We start from the raw sequence: 15,544 nt of genomic DNA on the forward strand, positions 1-15,544 counted from the left end.
CGAGTCGCAATTGTCCGAATGCGGCGGGCACATGGAAGTTGGCCTTCTCGCTGCCCGTCGGATTCCAGGCGCTGAACTGCCGCGATGCCTTGTTCCCTTCGATGCGGAACAGGTTGATCCGCCAGCCGTCGAGCGACTGCGCGTTGCGCGGCATCGGCACGACGAGTTCGGCGGTCCACATCCGGTGGACCTCATCCACCGACGTGCGCGCCCGGCTCTCGCCGATGAAGCGCTTGCGGCCCTGCCCGCGCACCTCGAGGTCCATCACCAGGCTGTTCGGCGAGACCTCGACCTCGCGATAACGGTCCGTGCCCGCGTCTTGCGGGGCCTGCAGGAAGACCTCGACGACGTCGCGCTCCCACAGCGGCCAGATGTCCGTGGCGGAGACCTCGCGCTCATAGGTCGTCAGCGCGTTGTAGCGGCTGCTGAAGCGCAGGTACAGCGCGCCGTCCGCGTGCAGCAGCTGCACGCGCGTCGACTGCGTGCCGGTCAACGGCCGGCCGCGCCAGTCGTGCGCGAAGAACAGCGCCGGCGCCTCTTCCCACGCCGAGGCCAGCGCGAAGCCATCGCGGCCGATCAGCCGTGACGGCAGTCGCGCTGCGCGTGCGAGCGGGCGCTCGATCGCGGTGCTCAGCACCGCTTCGATCAGCAGGTTCTCCTTGAAGCTCACCTTCAGCGTCGGCCTCGCCGCGTCGACCGAACCGAGCTCTGTGCCGTTCACGTAGTCGCGGATCATCCAGACGCCCGGGCCGAGGCCGCGCAACGTCACCGTGCCGTCGAAGCTGGGCGCGTAGAACGCGTAGTGCATCACCCCGTTCTTCTCGACGACGTGCGTCTCGGGCTTGTCGAACGCGATGTCGTAGAGCTCGCCGCGATAGGCGCCGTCGGACAGGCCCTTCGCGTTGTGTGCGGTGATCCACTTGCGCCAGTGCGTCTCGCGCTGCGGCGTCAGCAGGAAGGAGTCCTTCGGCTTCGGATCCTCGGCCAGGTGAACTTCGTCGACACCACGCCGCCGACGCCCACCGCGGACGCGAAGTCCATGCCGCCGGTCGACAGCTCGACGTGATCGCCGGCATACGCCGACCAGCGCCCCATCTGCGCCTTCAACGCCTTGCCCTTGTGACGCACCTGCCAGCTCGACAGCGGGTCCGACGCCGGCGCCTGGTCGATCCACGGCATGTTGTGGAACGCGTAGCTCGTGCCGCAGGGGCAGACCTCGACCACCGCCTCCGGATTCACCGCATGCGCCGCCTCGAACATCGCGCGGTAGAAGTCCGCCATGTGCTCGTACGAGTGCTCCGGCTTCGCGTGCTGGTGCTTGGGGTTGAAGCAGGGCGCGACGCCGTTCAGGTGCTGGCCATCGACCTTGACGCCGTCGAAGCCCCAGTCCTTGATGATCTTGCGGAACATCGCCGCCGTGCGCTCCTGCGTGCCCTTCGCGCCCGGGCACAGGTAGAGGCAGTTCCACCACGTGATCATCTGCGGCGCGCCGTTCTGGTCGAGCAGCAGCAGATCCGCGTGTTCATGCAGCTCGTCGCTGCCCGGCGCGACCGCCAGCGGCGCGATCCACAGCCGCGCCTTCATGCCGCGCGCATGGATGTCGGCGACCAGCGCCTTCATGTCCTCCTCGCCGCGCGGGAACTTCTTGAGGTCGATGTCGAACCAGTCGCCCGTCTGGCGCTGCCAGCCGTCGTCGAGCACGGCCCACTTCAGGCCGAGCTCCTGCGCCTTCGGCAGCGTGGCGCGCACGCGCTCCAGCGAGAAGTCGCGCCGTAGCCCCACGCGCACCAGACCGCGTCGTGCGCGCTGCGTGGCGGCTCCGGCGCGGCCAGTCCTTGTGCGTTCATGAGTCGCCGATAGCGGTCCAGCGGCACGAAGCAGTCGCCCTCGTGCACCGCGACGAAGGCCAGCGGCAGCGCCAGCGTCTCGCCCGGCGCGAGCGTGCGCGGCTCGTCGCCGCGCAGCGCGATGTCGACCTGCTCGCCGACGGCCTTCACCGGCAGCGAGACCAGGCGCGGCAGCTTGTCCAGGTGGCCGACCGCGACACCCAGGTCGCGCCGCCACACGTCCACCAGCGGCGTGCCGCCGCCGTAGTCGGACGAATCCATGCCGAGGAAGTTGCGCTGCTCGAAGCCGCGCTTGACCGGCTGCATCCAGTCGCGCCGGTCCGTGTGCGTCGAGCCCGAGTAGGTCCACCACCCGCCCGCATGCCGCGGCGCCGCCAGCAGCCGATGCGACGCGACGGTCCAGCCCTGAACCCTCAGCGGCTTGTCGGAGCGGTTGATGAAGGCGACCTCGATCAGCGCGACGCCGGGGTGCTCGTCGAGCAACGTCACCGTCATCGTCTTCTCGACGGCGGCGCCTTCGGCCTTGCCCGTCAGCGTCAGCCGCTGGCCCGCGCCGAACGGCGTGGCACCGCTGCTCGGGACGGCGCTCGTCAGCGCGAAGCGTTCAAGCGTCCGGGTCGTCATCGGAGGTGGCGCGCCGGCCGCTTCCGCGCCGAGCGCCGTGGCTGCTGCGCCAGCCGCGACCGGCTTCAGTTCCGCGACGATGAGCTGCTCACCCGCATCGAAGCCGGTCAGCGCCAGCGGCCGCGCGCCGCCGAGCCGAACGATCCGGCTGCGCATGCGTTCGTCGAATTGCAGCGAGAGCCGCTCATCCTGCAGCCGCACGTGACCGCGTCCGAGGTCGGCCGCGCGCGCCGCCGCGGCCGCCCCTGGCGACGCGGCCGTCGCGGCCAGCGCCAGCGTCGGCGTGATCGTCGCGACCGGGGCCGCCCCCAGCCATTGGAGGAACGCGCGGCGCCCGGTCATTCGAGCCGCCTTCCAGGCGGTGGGATAGCTCCGCTCGGCGTTGAGGTGGTACAGCTTGTCGACGACGACCTTGGGCAGGCCGAGGCCCTTCACCGGCTTCTTGAGATCGGACACCTTGAACGACTCCTCCGTGTTGAAGTAGCGCCAGTGCATGCGCCACACCGGCTCGACTTCCTTGAGCAGCTCGGCCCCCGATTGTTGCGGCGGTTGCGAGACGTCGGTGCCGTACATCAGACGGTCCTGGTACTTGATCATGAAGGCGCGCACCTTCGCGCGGTCCAGCTGGCTCTGGTACTGCAGCTGCCCGATGCGCGCGGCCAGGTCGACCTTGGCCAGCGGGAAGCGGTCCAGGAACGCGGCCAGCTCGTCGACGTTGCGCTCCAGCGAGGCCATGTGCATGCCGACGAACTTCAGCCTCGGATGCGCCGCGACCATGCGGTCGCGCGCGGCCATCTGGTCTTCCCAGCTCGGCATCTCCGGATGCAGCGCCATGTGGTACTGCGGGTGGTGCGCGAAGTACTCGCGGTCGTTGATGACCGTCATCTTGTCCAGCGGCAGCCAGCAGTTGTGCGGCTCGCCCTGGTGACCGAGCATCGTGATGCCCTGGTCCTCGAAATACGTGAACAGCGGCTTGAATCGCGCGTCGTCGATCATGACGAGCCGGCCCTGCTTGTCGCGCAGGCTCATGCCGATGTTCTTCCACACCTTCACGCCGACCGCGCCGGCGCGCAGGCCGGCATCGACGCGCTGTTTCGTCGCATCGAGCCAGCCTGGTTGATCCGAGGTCTCCGACGAGAAACTCACCGCCCACGCCACGTCCGCCGGACGTGCCTTGCGCAGCTCGATCGCCGCCTGCTGCTGCTCGTCCAGCGGCGGGAAGTCCGGGTAGTCGACGTTGATCGTCAGCACCTTGAAGCCGAGCTGGCGCGCGGCGTCGATGAACGCCGGATCGGCGTTGTGCAGGTGCACGTGCGAATCGATCTTCGGGACCTTCGCGAAGTCCGCCATCGTGTAGCGGGCTCCGTCAGCTTCCTTGGACTTCGTTGCCGCCAGGACGCCAGAGGAGGCGACCATCGCGACGGCCGTCAGTGCGGCGCTCAGCAGGACCGGCAGCGCGGCGCGGACGGGAGTTCTCGTCATGTGGGTCATGGGATCACCAACAGTGGAAACAGTGGGAACTGATGAGAGAGACGGTCAGTTGCAGCTGTAGCGGTAGGCGTCGTCCAGATCCAGCGGCAGCACCAGCGTGCGGATCTTCGCGGCGGTCATCTTCGCGCAGAGCTTGTCGCGCGCGCCGTTGGTGTTCTTCTTGTACTTGGACGCGTACTCGGCGTTGAACACGGGCTTGTTCTTGCTCGTGAAGACCGAGTAGCCGCCGCACTCGTCGTACTGGTTGCACTGCTCGTTGACGGCCATGTCGAAGTAGGGCTCCAGCTGGGCCAACTGGTCGACGTCGTTCTTCAGCGCGATCGCCAGACCGCGGCCGTGGGCGGCGTTGGCGAGGTACTTGTTGTAGTCGAGCTGGGTCGCCGCCGTCAGCGGGAAACCGGTCGAGTTGGTGTACCCGTCGACGTTGTCCGGCTCGACGCCGTCGCAGCCCTTCGAGACGGCCAGGTCCAGGCGGCTGAGCATCACCGCGCGCACGTTGGCGGAGCGCGTGTCCAGCCACTTCTCGCCGGCCCAGCCGTCCAGCGCGTTGCCCATGTCGGCGGCGTTGAAGCTGCCGAAGTCGGCGCGCCAGTTCTCCGAGCTGCCGGCGGAGAAGTAGCAGACGACCTTGCGGCCCTGCGCCTTCAACCCGGCGATCGTCTGCGCGGAAGTGTCGAAGAGGTCGATGTCGTACACGGCCACGTTGTAGCCGGTGTTGAGCGTGCCCGTCAGTTGCCACTGCCAGGTCGTGTTGACGCCGGGCTTCCACCACGACTGCGCTTGCGCGCCGGTCGCGGCGGTGAGACCCACCGCAAGCGCGGCGGCGGTGGCGAGGCGGGTGGCCATCGAACGGATCAGCGATCGTTTCATGAGTTCTCCTGGGATGCGGCCGGCAACGCGGCCTGCTTGTTGTGGAACGCCCAACGTCCTCTCAAGAACATCCCGACTCGAATGCGGCGACCGGATGACGCCGACTGGATGGCCCAATCCGACGTCTCCCGTCTGTCCTGCTTGCTTGTCTAGCTCGTGTTCTTTTTTTGATCAGCGCAGCATCAGAACTTGATGCTCGCCCCGATCGTGAACGCCCTGCCCCAGCGGTTGTAGCCCTGCGGCAAGGTGATGTCGCCGTTGCCCAGCGTGTACTCCTGCTTGGCGTCGGTCAGGTTGCGGCCCTCGATGGAGATCCGCAGCCACTTGTTGACTTCGTACGCGGCCTGCGCGGTCAGCCAGGTGATGGCCTTGGCGCGCTCGTTGAAGCCCGGGCCGATCACGTTGATCGCCGACACGAAGTCGTCCGTGTGGTCGGCCGTGGCGCTGATGCTCCACGGACCCTTCTCGTACAGCAGGCCCAGCGACGAGGTCGCCGGCGCGATGCCTTCCAGCGGACGCTTCTCGCCGGCCACCCAGCTGTCGGAGCGGTTGCGCGTGTACTGCGCCCGCACGCCGAAGCCGTTGTCCCACAGGTGCTGGAAGCCGATCTCCATGCCGCGGACCTTGGCCTTGTCGCCGTTGATCGGCTTCATCACGTTGAACAGGTGACCCGGCACGCCGATGTCGACGCCGGTCTCCCAGCTGGTGGTGATCTGGTTCTTGATGTCCTTCTGGAACACCGCGAAGGTCAGCGCCGAGTTGCGCGCGTAGTACCACTCCAGCGAGGCGTCGTACTGCTTGGCGCTGTAAGGCTTCAGGTCGGCGTTGCCGCCGAAGACCTGGGTGAAGTCGCCCCAGGCGACGCTGGCCGTCGTGCTGGTCGGCGCGAGCTGCTCGACCGACGGACGCGCCATCGTCTTCGCGGCGCCCAGGCGCAGCTGCAGCTTGTCGGTGAAGTGCCAGACGAAGTTGGCCGACGGCAGGCCGTAGGTGTACTCGGCGTTCTGGCTGATCTCGGTCGGATCCGCGTAGACGGCGGAGTAGTTGAACGGGCCGTTCTCGGTCAGGCTCTCGATCTTGGCGTCCCAGGCCTTGGCCGTGGTCTTGGTCTTGACCAGGCGCACGCCGATGTCCGCGTTCCACTTCTCGCCGGAAAGGTCCGCCTCGATGAAGAACGAGGTCGTCTTCTCGCGCACGCGGTAGCTCTGCAGCGGGTTCCAGACCGGGCCGGCCTGGCTGAAGTCGTAGGTGCCGCCGTCGGGGCGCGGCTTGCCGTTGTAGGCCTGCAGCGCCGCCAGGTAGTTGGGCACGTCGAAGCCCAGGAAGCTGCGCGGGAAGCTGCCGCTGACGCCGTTCATGAAGTTGGGCGGGGTCAGGTGCTCGTTGAGCACGTTGCCGCCGAGCTGGCCGACGTTGATCGCGTTGGTGCCGGAGTAGTAGTTCTCGCCGCCGTTGATCGCGTTGTCGACCAGGTCGCGGTTCTTGTCGCGCCGCGTGGCCTGCACGCCGAACTGGATCTGGTCGACGTTGAAGCGGTCCACCGACCAGGCGCCGTTCAGTGTCAGGCCGCGGATCTTGTCGTCGATGTTGTCGCCGCTCAGGCCCAGGTAGTGGGTGTTGAAGTCGCTCGGGCCGAAGGCGCCGCTGGCCAGGCCGGAGATCAGATCGCGACCGTCGGCGAAGGTGGTCTTGATGTCGGGCACCTGCGAGCCGGTCAGGTTCACCGTCGTCACGTTGGGCTGGTTCATGCGCAGCACCGTGTAGGTGTCCTGCCCGCCCGAGTGCCGCTTGGAGGTCGACTGGTAGACGTCGCCGTTGAACTTCAGCGTCTCGGTGGCCTTCCACTCGGCGTTGATGCCGTAGACGGCGCTGTCGACGACGCGGTGCGTGGTCAGGTTCAGCAGCTCCGGATTCAGCATCAGGTCCGGGTCGGTGCTGTCCATCGTGAAGCCGGTGACGACGCCGTTCTGGGTCTTGATGTTGGACCAGCGGCCCGGCGAGAACAGCGTGTAGAACGACTGCTGATAGCCGACCTGCGGCGAGTTCAGCCGCGTCTTGATCCCGTCGACGGTGACCTTGAGCGCGTCGCTCGGCCGCCATTCGACCTTGCCTGACAGGGCGGTGCGCTTCTTCTGTTCCTGGATGGTGCCGACGCGGAACTGGCCCGGGCCGATCAGGCCCTCTTCATCGGGGTCCAGCACGCCGTTGCCGTTCGGATCGATGTTGCCGCCCCAGGCGTTGCCAGTCCAGTTGGCGGCCGGGTCGGAGATGGGGTTGCGCGTCCAGCCGCCGTCGTTGCCGGCCGTGTCGGTGCGGACCTTGCGGTCGGCGTAGACCACGCCGAACAGCACGCCCAGCTCCTTGCCGAAGGTGTTGCTGTAGGTGGCCGAGACCTTGCCGCCGTTGAGCTTGGACATCGTGTTGCGGTCGCCTTCGACGCGCAGGATGCCGTGCTGGCCGGGCTGGTCGAAGGGGCTGGCGGAGCGCAGGTTCACCAGGCCGCCGATGGCGCCTTCCATCACCGAGGCCTGCGCGGACTTGACGACGTCGGCGCCGCTGATGATGTCCGAGGGCAGCACGTCGAACGCGAAGTCGCGGCCTTCGCCGTCGGTGGCGAGGATGCGGTTGTTGAAGGTCGTCAGCGTGTATTCGGGGCCCAGGCCGCGGACGCTGACCTTCTGGCCTTCGCCGCCGGCGGTGCGCGAGATCGACACGCCGGTGATGTGGCTCAGCGAGTCGGCGACGTTGTCGTCGGGGAAGCGGCCCAGCTCGGTCGCGCTGATGCTGTCCTGCACGCCCGACGCGCTGCGCTTGAGGTTCAACGAACGCTGCAGGCTGGCGCGGGTGCCGGTGATCTCGACGCGCTCGAGCGTCTGGTCGGCGTCCTTGGCCTTGGCGTCGGCCTTCGATTCAACGGATTGGGTGTTGGCGGGCGCCGAGGCGGCGGCGGCCGCGGGCTGGACCTGCGCCTGGGCCGCGCCCACGGCGGTCAGCGCGGCGATCGCGGCGGCGGCGGCGACGGGCCGCGGCGCAAAACCGGCAATCAGGAGGGAGGACAGGGGAGCTCGCATCTCATGGTTCCTTTGTTGGCTTGTCCGCTGCCAGTCCTGGACCTCGACCGGCTTGCCGCAAGTCTACGTAGTCTTTCGATTAATTTCGCATATCGTTTTTACCGACGTTTATTCTTTCGAATTGATGGCGCACGAAAGAATTCGAGCAAGACAATCACTCCCCTGCACCTCGATAGCGCCTGATTTATCCGGGTTTTCCCGCGAAATACACCGCTTCAGGGCCTGTCACGGTTTCTTCCGTTGTGTTTCCGGTTTCCTTGCCCTATTCTTTCGTTCGAAAGCTTCCGACGATCCACCGAGCCCGTCGAGCCCCCTCCAAGAAAGAAAGCGATCCCATGCAACGACATTGGCTGACCTACGCGCTTGTCACGACCCTGTTCTGGGGCGCGTGGGGGGCGCTGACGGGCTTGTCTTCCGAACGCGGCTTCCCGGACACGCTGGTCTACGTCGTGTGGGCACTGACGATGATCCCGCCGGCCGTGTTCGTGCTGGCCCGCGCCGGCTGGAAGCTGCAGCGCGACCGCCGCGCCGTGATCCAGGGGCTGACCGTCGGCCTGCTGGGCGCGGGCGGGCAGATGCTGCTGTTCCGCGCGGTCGAGTCCGGCCCGGCCTACCTGATCTTCCCGATCGTGTCGCTGTCGCCGGGGGTGACGATCGCGCTGTCCTTCGGACTGCTGCGCGAGCGTACCGGCAAGCTCGGCGTCGCCGGCATCGTGCTGGCGCTGTGCGCACTGCCGCTGTTCGACTACCAGCCCGGCCAGCAGAGCCAGGCGCTGGGACTGTGGTTCGCGCTCGCCGTCGTCGTCATGGCGGCGTGGGGCCTGCAGGCCTATTTCCTGAAGACCGCCAACAACGCCGCCAGCGCGGAGAGCGTCTTCTTCTACATGACCGTCAGCGCGCTGCTGTGCATCCCGGCCGCGCTGTGGATGACGGACTTCTCCAAGCCGATCCCGTGGGGCTGGGACGGCCCCGGCCTGGCCGCCGTGATCCAGGTGCTCAACGCGATCGGCGCGCTCACGCTGGTCTACGCCTTCCGCTACGGCAAGGCGCTGGTCGTCTCGCCGCTGGTCAATGCCGGCGCCCCGCTGCTGACGGCGCTCGCCTCGATGGCGATGAGCGGCGCCACGCCCGGCGGCTTCAAGCTGGCCGGCGTCGCGCTGGCGCTGCTCGCCGCGCTGCTGCTGGCCCTGCAACCCGAAGGCGACAGCAAGGACAGCAAGGCCTGACCCCGGTGTCCCGCCGTCCGCCCCACCCTCATTCGACAGGAAGGATTCCCCTTGAAGCTCATGCTCGATCTCGTGCGGCGCCACAAGCAGTCGGCGCCGGGATCTTCGGCCACTCCGGCCATCGGCACCGCCGCTCCGGCCATTGGCACAGCCGCTCCGGCCATCGGCATTCCCTCGATGTGCTCGGCCCATCCGGTCGTCATCGCCGCGACGCTGCGCGAGTGCGGCGCGCTCGGCCGCCCCGCGCTGATCGAGGCGACCTCCAACCAGGTCAACCAGGACGGCGGCTACACCGGCATGACGCCGGTCGACTTCCGCCGCTTCGTCGAGGCGATCGCCCAGGCCGAGGGCGTCGCCACCGATCTGCTGATCCTCGGCGGCGACCACCTCGGCCCGAACGCCTGGCGCAAGTTGCCGGCCGCGCAGGCGATGGCCAAGGCGGAAGTGATGGTGGCGCAGTACGTCGCGGCCGGCTTCCGCAAGATCCACCTGGATTGCTCGATGTCCTGCGCGGACGATCCGGTGCCGCTGTCCGAGGCCGAGATCGCCGCCCGCGCCGTGCGCCTGTGCCTGGCCGCCGAGGCCGCCTGGCGCGACACGCCCGACCGCGGCGAACCGCCGGTCTACGTCATCGGCACCGAAGTGCCGGTGCCGGGCGGCGCGCACGAGGACCTGGAAGACCTCGCGGTGACGTCGCCGAAGCGGCCGGCGCGACGCTGGCGCTGCACCGCGATGCCTTCGGCAAGGCCGGACTCGATGCGGCCTGGGAACGCGTGATCGCGATGGTCGTGCAGCCGGGCGTCGAGTTCGACCACCACAAGGTCATCGACTACAAGCCCGAGAAGGCGCGCGCGCTGAGCGCGTTCATCGCATCGCAGCCGGGCCTGGTCTTCGAGGCGCACTCGACGGACTACCAGACGCCCGAACGCCTGGCGCAACTCGCGCGCGACCACTTCGCGATCCTGAAGGTCGGCCCGGGCGCGACCTTCGCGCTGCGCGAGACGCTGTGGGCGCTGGCCGCCGTCGAGCGCGAATGGCTCGGCCCGCAGGCCGGCCAGGGCAACCTGATCGACACGGTGCTCGGCGTGATGCGCGCGGAGCCCGGCCATTGGCAGCCGTACTACCAGGATCCCTCGCGCCTGCAGGTCGATCTGGCCTACAGCCTGAGCGACCGCATCCGCTACTACTGGGCGCATCCGAAGGTCCAGACCGCCTGCGCGGCGCTGCTGGACCGGCTGGAACATTCGCCGCCGCCACTGACGCTGCTGAGCCAGTTCCTGCCGCGCCAGTACGACGCGATACGCGACGGCCGCCTGCGCAACCGTCCCGCGGAACTGCTCCGCGACGGCGCCGCGCAGTCGCTGCGGCCCTACCTCGCGGCCTGCGCCGCCTGAAGACCTGACTGCTTGAACGCCCGACCGTCCGGATGCCAGAACGCGTGACCGCCTGAACGCCTGAACCGCTCCGACACCCGGCCCTTTCCCACAGAACAAGACCCGTCACGATGAGCCTGCTCCACTTCGAACCCGCCGAACTCGACCGCCGCGGCGCCACGCACACCGCGCGCGAGATCGCCCAGCAACCGCAAGTCTGGCGCAGCGTGCGTGCGCTGGTGCAGTCGCAACGCGCGGCGATCGACGCCTTACTGCAGCCGCTGCTGGCGCTGCCGGACCTGCGCATCGTGCTGACGGGCGCGGGCAGCTCCGCCTTCATCGGGCAATGCCTGACCCCCGCGCTGCTGCAGCAACTGGGCGCGAAGCCCGGCCTGCGCATCGAGGCGATCGCCACCACTGACATCGTCTCCAACCCCGCGCAATGCCTGCAGCCCGGCGTGCCGACGCTGCTGGTCTCGTTCGCCCGCTCGGGCAACAGCCCAGAGAGCCTGGCGGCGGTGGACCTGGCCGACGCGACCCTCGGCGAGTGCCATCACCTCGCGGTCACCTGCGCGGCCGAAGGCACGCTGGCGCGCCGGCTCGGCGAGCGCGAACGCGCCCACGTGCTGCTGCTGCCCGACGAGACGCATGACCGCGCCTTTGCGATGACCTCGAGCTTCACCGGCATGCTGCTGGCCGCGGCCTGGGCCTTCGGCATGGCGCTGCCGTCGGCCGAGACGCTGGGCGACGCCGCGCGCCAGCTGCTCGCCACCGAGGCCGCCCGCCTGGACGCGCTGAACGCGCAGCCCTTCGAGCGCGTCGTCGTGCTCGGCAGCAACGGCTTGCAGGGCCTGGCGAAGGAAGCGGCGCTGAAGGTGCTGGAGCTGAGCGACGGACGCCTTGTCGCGCTGGCTGATTCGCCGCTGGGTTTCCGCCACGGCCCGAAAACCATCCTGAACGACCGCACGCTGGTGCTGATCGTGCTGTCCAACGACAGCTACACCCGGCGCTACGACCTGGACCTGCTGCGCGAGCTGCGCCGCCAGGGCCGCGGCCGGATCGTCGCGCTGAGCACCTCGGCGTTGAACGCGGAGGACGCGCTGGCCGCGGACGACGTGCTGCTCGACCTGCCGGTCAACGCGCCCGACCTCGCGCTGACGCCGGTGGCGCTGGTCTTCGCGCAATGCCTGGCGCTGCTGGCCTCGCTCAAGCTCGGCATCACGCCGGACAATCCGAGCGCGTCGGGCACCGTGACGCGCGTCGTCAGCGGCGTCATCATCCATCCGCTCGCCGCGGCGGCGCCTTGAGTCGCCCGGCGCCCGCACCACGACTCTCGCAGCGACGCGCCCCACGGCTTGCACCCGTATCGCCCCGACCTCCGACCAGCCCGATGATCCGCTCATGACTCCCGTCACCCACGACGCCACCGACCGCCCGATCTTCCTCGGCATCGACGGGGGCGGCACCAAGACCTCCTTCCTGCTGCTGGACGGCGACGGCCGGCTGCTGGCGCGTCACGTCGGCAGCACCAGCTACTACCTCGAGATCGGCTTCGATGCGCTGCGCGCGCTGCTGCGCGACGGCGTCGCCGAGACGCTGAAGCAGGCCGGCCTGGCGCCGTCGCGGGTGACGTCGACCTTCGCCGGTCTGCCCGCCCACGGCGAGGACAGCGCGCTGCTGGCCGACTTCGACGGTCTGCTGGCCGGCGTGCTGCCGCGCGCGGTCATCGGCAACGACATGGTCTGCAGCTGGGCCGGCTCGCTCGGCGGCGACGACGGCATCAGCCTGGTCGCGGGCACCGGCTCGATCGCCTACGGCGAGTGGCAGGGGCGCGGCGCGCGCTCCGGCGGCTGGGGCGAGGTCTTCGGCGACGAGGGCTCGGCCTACTGGCTCGCGCGCGAAGGCCTCGCGCTCTTCTCGCGCATGGCGGACGGGCGCGCCGCGCCGGGACCGCTGCTCGGCCTGGTGCGGGAGCATTTCCAACTCGCGCACGACCTGGACCTCTGCGCGGCGATCAACGGCGACGCGGCGCGCAGCCGGCTCGCGCAGTTCGCGCGGCTCGTGTCCGCGGCGGCGGCGGACGGCGACGCGCAGGCGATCGCGCTGCTCGGACGCGCCGGCGAGGAGCTCGCCGCGCTCGCGGGCGCCATCGCCCGGCAACTGGCGCTGCCGGCGGACGCGACGGTGCCGGTCTCCTACACCGGCGGCGTCTTCGAGGCCGGCGCCACCGTCACCGATGCGCTGCGGCTGGCGCTCGCGCGCGAGGTCCCGGGCGCCGAGTTGACCGTGCCGCGCTTCGGTCCGGAGATGGGCGCAGCCATGTACGCCGCCCGGCTGGCGGGCGTGCAGCTCCGGCCTGCGACGGCCGCTGGCCCTCACCCCCACCCTCTCCCGCAAGCAGGAGAGGGAGCCTGAGGGTCGGGCCGGGGCTTGCGAACATCGCCGGGATCGATATCATCCGAAAGTTCATCGCTTCCGTTTCCCATGACCACCACCACTACTTCCACCATCGCCGAGAAGCCTGACGCCGCGTTGCTGATCGACGAGCGCCGGCGGCTGATCCGCGAGCAGGTGCAGGCGCAGGGCAAGGTCACGGTGGAAGAGCTGGCCGAGCGCTTCGGCATCTCGGTCGTGACGATCCGCAGCGACCTGAACGCGCTGGCGTCGACGGGCGCGCTGCTGCGCACGCACGGTGGCGCGCTGGCGCATCGCGACACCGAAGAGGTGCCGATCAGCGTCAAGCAGAAGCTGCACCACGAGCAGAAGGTGCGCATTGCCGTCGAGGCGGCCAAGCTGATCCGCGATGGCGAGACCATCCTGCTGGACTCCGGTTCGACGACCGAGGAGATCGCCAAGCAGATCCGCGGCCTGCGGCTGCAGTCGCTGAACGTCATCACCAACGCGCTGAACATCGCGGTGCTGCTGGCGACGGTGCCGGGCGTCAACGTGATCATGCCGGGCGGCCTGCTGCGGCAGAACTCGTATTCCCTGTCCGGACCGCAGGCGGTCACGGCGCTGCAGAGTCTCTACGCGGACCGCCTGTTCCTGGGTGTCGACAGTCTCGACCCTGAGATCGGCCTGATGACGCCCCACCTGCTGGAAGCGCAGCTGAACGCCCAGATGATGAAGATCGCGCGCCAGATCGTGGCGGTCGCGGACGCGTCCAAGCTGATGAAGCGCAACCTCTCGGTGATCGCGCCGGTCGAGCAGATCGACATGCTGATCACGGACAAGGAGGCTGACGAGGCCATCGTCGGCGAACTGCGACGCCGCGGCGTCGAAGTGGTCCTCGCATAACCGCGACCTCCACAACGCCACCGCCGCCGCCGACGTCGCGATCGCTCTTTCCTTACTCCCGCAGTCCTCGGTCGCAAAACCGTGAACGGACGACAGTGATGGGGGACGGCATTGCTTGGGGTTCAGCCGCTTGCCGGCTGCGGCCCCATGCAATGGCGGCCGACGCCCCGCCTGCTGCAGGTAGGCGGTCTCCCCGGACATCATTTCCTGAACTGCGCGCAGGGGTCTTCGCGAGAGGGCGCGGGTGCGCGCTCGACGCGGTCGTAGCCGCCGGCTGTTGCTGCGCTGCCGGGCTCGAGATACGCGATGGCATCGATGTCCGACGCCGGCACCCCGGCCGCCTGCAGGTAGACCGGCACGGCGACATCGCGGCGCACGTGCCCGTTCCCGGCGATCAGCACGACGCGCTTCGCGCCCGACTTCCTCGCATCGAGCATTGCCTGCGCCATCGCCGCGTCACGCGCGCGTTGCGCCTGGACCATGCCGGGCAGCATGGCCTCCGGCATCGCGCCGCAATGGCCGTCCTGGATGTCCTTGCGCAGTGCGTCCTGCTGCGTGCCGTTCCAGACGGTGCGATCGCGCAGCGCGATGAGATCCGCGGGCCAGGCGGCGTCGCCTTCGCGGACGATCTTGCGGACCTGGTCGCGATCGATGTTGCCGCCGCGGACTTCCGCGCCGGATTGCAGCGCGACGTCGAACAGCGGTTGGTGGAGCGGCCAGCGCCAGCCCTTGCGATCGAACTTCGCCGCATCGATGACGGCGTTCACATCGCCCGGAGACGCCTTGCGCGCCTGTGCGACGGCCGCGTCCTCGCCGCGCGAGAACTGCTCGAAGACGACCACCGTCTTCGGCTCCTGCGCGATCAGCCGACGCAGTTGTTCGGCGCGGGCGCGGTGGTGTTCGGGGTTGTCGTGCAGCTCGCCGAGCAGCACGAATTCGGGCTCGACCTGGGAGGACGCCGGCGTCGTCCGCGGCGCCTCGGTGGTGGATGACGCGCACGCCGCGAGCAGGAGAGGAAGAAGCACCGACGCGGCGCCGCGAGAGGCAACGTTCATGGAAGCAGTCCTGGGGGCTGGGAGTGTGAACAGGCCTGGCGACGTCGCCGCGGTGCGCGGAAGGCGCGCTCGCGGCGATGGCTGGGTCGGGCTCGCATTGTCGGGCATCCGCCCCGCGGATACGACGGCCGGCATCACACGAAGCCGGCCACCGTCCCGCTCCCGGAACAGCGCTGGTTCAGAGCACCGCGTTCGCCTGCTCGACCCCCCTGCGGCTGATTCATCAGCACGCCGGGGTTGAGGCCGACAGCGATCCGCAACACGTTCTCGGCCAGGACGTCAGCCGCGATGCGGTCGACGTCGGTCGTGGCCAGGAACCCTGCCGAGATGGCCTGGATCAGCTGCTGCTCCTGCGCGTCGGGCAAGGCCGCTTTCACGGCCAAGCCATTGAATTCAGCCCATTCCCCGGCAAACGGGAGGAACCAGGTCGACTGACTCAGGATCGAACCCGCGTATTCCAGTGCGAGCATCGACGGTTCGATATCGGCCCTCGTCGTGGACAGGGGCAGGTGCTGCGATGCAGTCGTCGTCATGAGAAGTTCTCCTTCGGAAGAATGGCACGTCAGGGCGTGCCGGTACGGAACGCACCGGCCGCGCGCCGGCTTGCGGCGCACGGCGAAGATGCCGCGCCGTAGTCCTCTTCCGCTGGAGATCGGATCGCCGAATCGCTGGATCGCTGGATCGCTGGAC

Annotated in this window: 10 protein-coding genes and 1 pseudogene; 5 read left to right on the forward strand and 6 right to left on the reverse strand. The window is 68.9% G+C overall.

Features of this window, described 5'->3' with window-relative positions; all coding sequences use genetic code 11:
- Positions 1-948: 948 nt before the first annotated feature.
- The 4 genes from ACFJIX_RS01830 to ACFJIX_RS01845 form a co-directional block, all read right to left on the reverse strand.
- Entirely contained in the window at positions 949-1,749 is an 801-nt protein-coding gene (locus ACFJIX_RS01830) for a glycoside hydrolase family 36 protein (RefSeq protein ID WP_377157311.1), read from the reverse strand.
- A complete protein-coding gene (locus ACFJIX_RS01835; RefSeq protein ID WP_377157313.1) occupies positions 1,710-3,953 on the reverse strand; it encodes an amidohydrolase family protein in 2,244 nt (747 codons plus the stop codon). Before ACFJIX_RS01835 ends, ACFJIX_RS01830 begins: the two co-directional genes overlap by 40 nt.
- 54 nt (positions 3,954-4,007) lie before the next feature.
- Positions 4,008-4,832 (reverse strand): endo alpha-1,4 polygalactosaminidase, encoded by an 825-nt coding sequence (locus tag ACFJIX_RS01840; RefSeq protein ID WP_377157316.1) that lies wholly within the window; start codon positions 4,830-4,832, stop codon positions 4,008-4,010.
- Positions 4,833-5,014: 182 nt separating this feature from the next.
- Positions 5,015-7,903, reverse strand: coding sequence for a TonB-dependent receptor (locus ACFJIX_RS01845; protein ID WP_377157318.1), 2,889 nt, complete (start codon positions 7,901-7,903; stop codon positions 5,015-5,017).
- A gap of 335 nt (positions 7,904-8,238) precedes the next feature.
- Here ACFJIX_RS01845 and ACFJIX_RS01850 point away from each other — a divergent pair, with 335 nt between their 5' ends.
- The 5 genes and pseudogenes from ACFJIX_RS01850 (at position 8,239) to ACFJIX_RS01870 (ending at position 13,799) form a co-directional block, all read left to right on the forward strand.
- Positions 8,239-9,129: an EamA family transporter gene (locus ACFJIX_RS01850; RefSeq protein ID WP_377157320.1), complete on the forward strand. Its 891-nt coding sequence runs from the start codon at positions 8,239-8,241 to the stop codon at positions 9,127-9,129.
- A gap of 177 nt (positions 9,130-9,306) precedes the next feature.
- Positions 9,307-10,523, forward strand: a pseudogene (locus ACFJIX_RS01855) (D-tagatose-bisphosphate aldolase, class II, non-catalytic subunit).
- Between the two features lie 110 nt (positions 10,524-10,633).
- A complete protein-coding gene (locus ACFJIX_RS01860; protein ID WP_377157322.1) occupies positions 10,634-11,809 on the forward strand; it encodes an SIS domain-containing protein in 1,176 nt (391 codons plus the stop codon).
- A 94-nt stretch (positions 11,810-11,903) separates the two neighbouring features.
- On the forward strand, positions 11,904-12,917 hold the full coding sequence (locus tag ACFJIX_RS01865; protein ID WP_377157324.1) for a BadF/BadG/BcrA/BcrD ATPase family protein: 1,014 nt from the start codon (positions 11,904-11,906) through the stop codon (positions 12,915-12,917).
- A 69-nt stretch (positions 12,918-12,986) separates the two neighbouring features.
- Positions 12,987-13,799, forward strand: coding sequence for a DeoR/GlpR family DNA-binding transcription regulator (locus ACFJIX_RS01870; RefSeq protein ID WP_377157326.1), 813 nt, complete (start codon positions 12,987-12,989; stop codon positions 13,797-13,799).
- Between the two features lie 200 nt (positions 13,800-13,999).
- Here ACFJIX_RS01870 and ACFJIX_RS01875 read toward each other — a convergent pair whose 3' ends face one another.
- Together ACFJIX_RS01875 and ACFJIX_RS01880 are read right to left on the reverse strand one after the other, a co-directional pair.
- Positions 14,000-14,854, reverse strand: coding sequence for a ChaN family lipoprotein (locus tag ACFJIX_RS01875; protein WP_377157328.1), 855 nt, complete (start codon positions 14,852-14,854; stop codon positions 14,000-14,002).
- Between the two features lie 134 nt (positions 14,855-14,988).
- Complete coding sequence (locus ACFJIX_RS01880) at positions 14,989-15,387, reverse strand: hypothetical protein (RefSeq protein ID WP_377157330.1); 399 nt, start codon at positions 15,385-15,387, stop codon at positions 14,989-14,991.
- Positions 15,388-15,544 lie beyond the last annotated feature (157 nt).

This window comes from Roseateles sp. UC29_93, assembly GCF_042695725.1.
In the GTDB taxonomy this organism is placed as follows: Bacteria; Pseudomonadota; Gammaproteobacteria; order Burkholderiales; family Burkholderiaceae_C; genus Roseateles; species Roseateles noduli_A.

Coding starts and splice junctions, on each gene's coding strand:
- ACFJIX_RS01850 (WP_377157320.1), top strand. CDS start 8,239: ATGCAACGACATTGGCTGACCTACGCGCTTGTCACGACCCTGTTCTGG.
- ACFJIX_RS01835 (WP_377157313.1), bottom strand. CDS start 3,953: ATGACGAGAACTCCCGTCCGCGCCGCGCTGCCGGTCCTGCTGAGCGCC.
- ACFJIX_RS01860 (WP_377157322.1), top strand. CDS start 10,634: ATGAGCCTGCTCCACTTCGAACCCGCCGAACTCGACCGCCGCGGCGCC.
- ACFJIX_RS01880 (WP_377157330.1), bottom strand. CDS start 15,387: ATGACGACGACTGCATCGCAGCACCTGCCCCTGTCCACGACGAGGGCC.
- ACFJIX_RS01845 (WP_377157318.1), bottom strand. CDS start 7,903: ATGCGAGCTCCCCTGTCCTCCCTCCTGATTGCCGGTTTTGCGCCGCGG.
- ACFJIX_RS01870 (WP_377157326.1), top strand. CDS start 12,987: ATGACCACCACCACTACTTCCACCATCGCCGAGAAGCCTGACGCCGCG.
- ACFJIX_RS01865 (WP_377157324.1), top strand. CDS start 11,904: ATGACTCCCGTCACCCACGACGCCACCGACCGCCCGATCTTCCTCGGC.
- ACFJIX_RS01840 (WP_377157316.1), bottom strand. CDS start 4,832: ATGAAACGATCGCTGATCCGTTCGATGGCCACCCGCCTCGCCACCGCC.
- ACFJIX_RS01875 (WP_377157328.1), bottom strand. CDS start 14,854: ATGAACGTTGCCTCTCGCGGCGCCGCGTCGGTGCTTCTTCCTCTCCTG.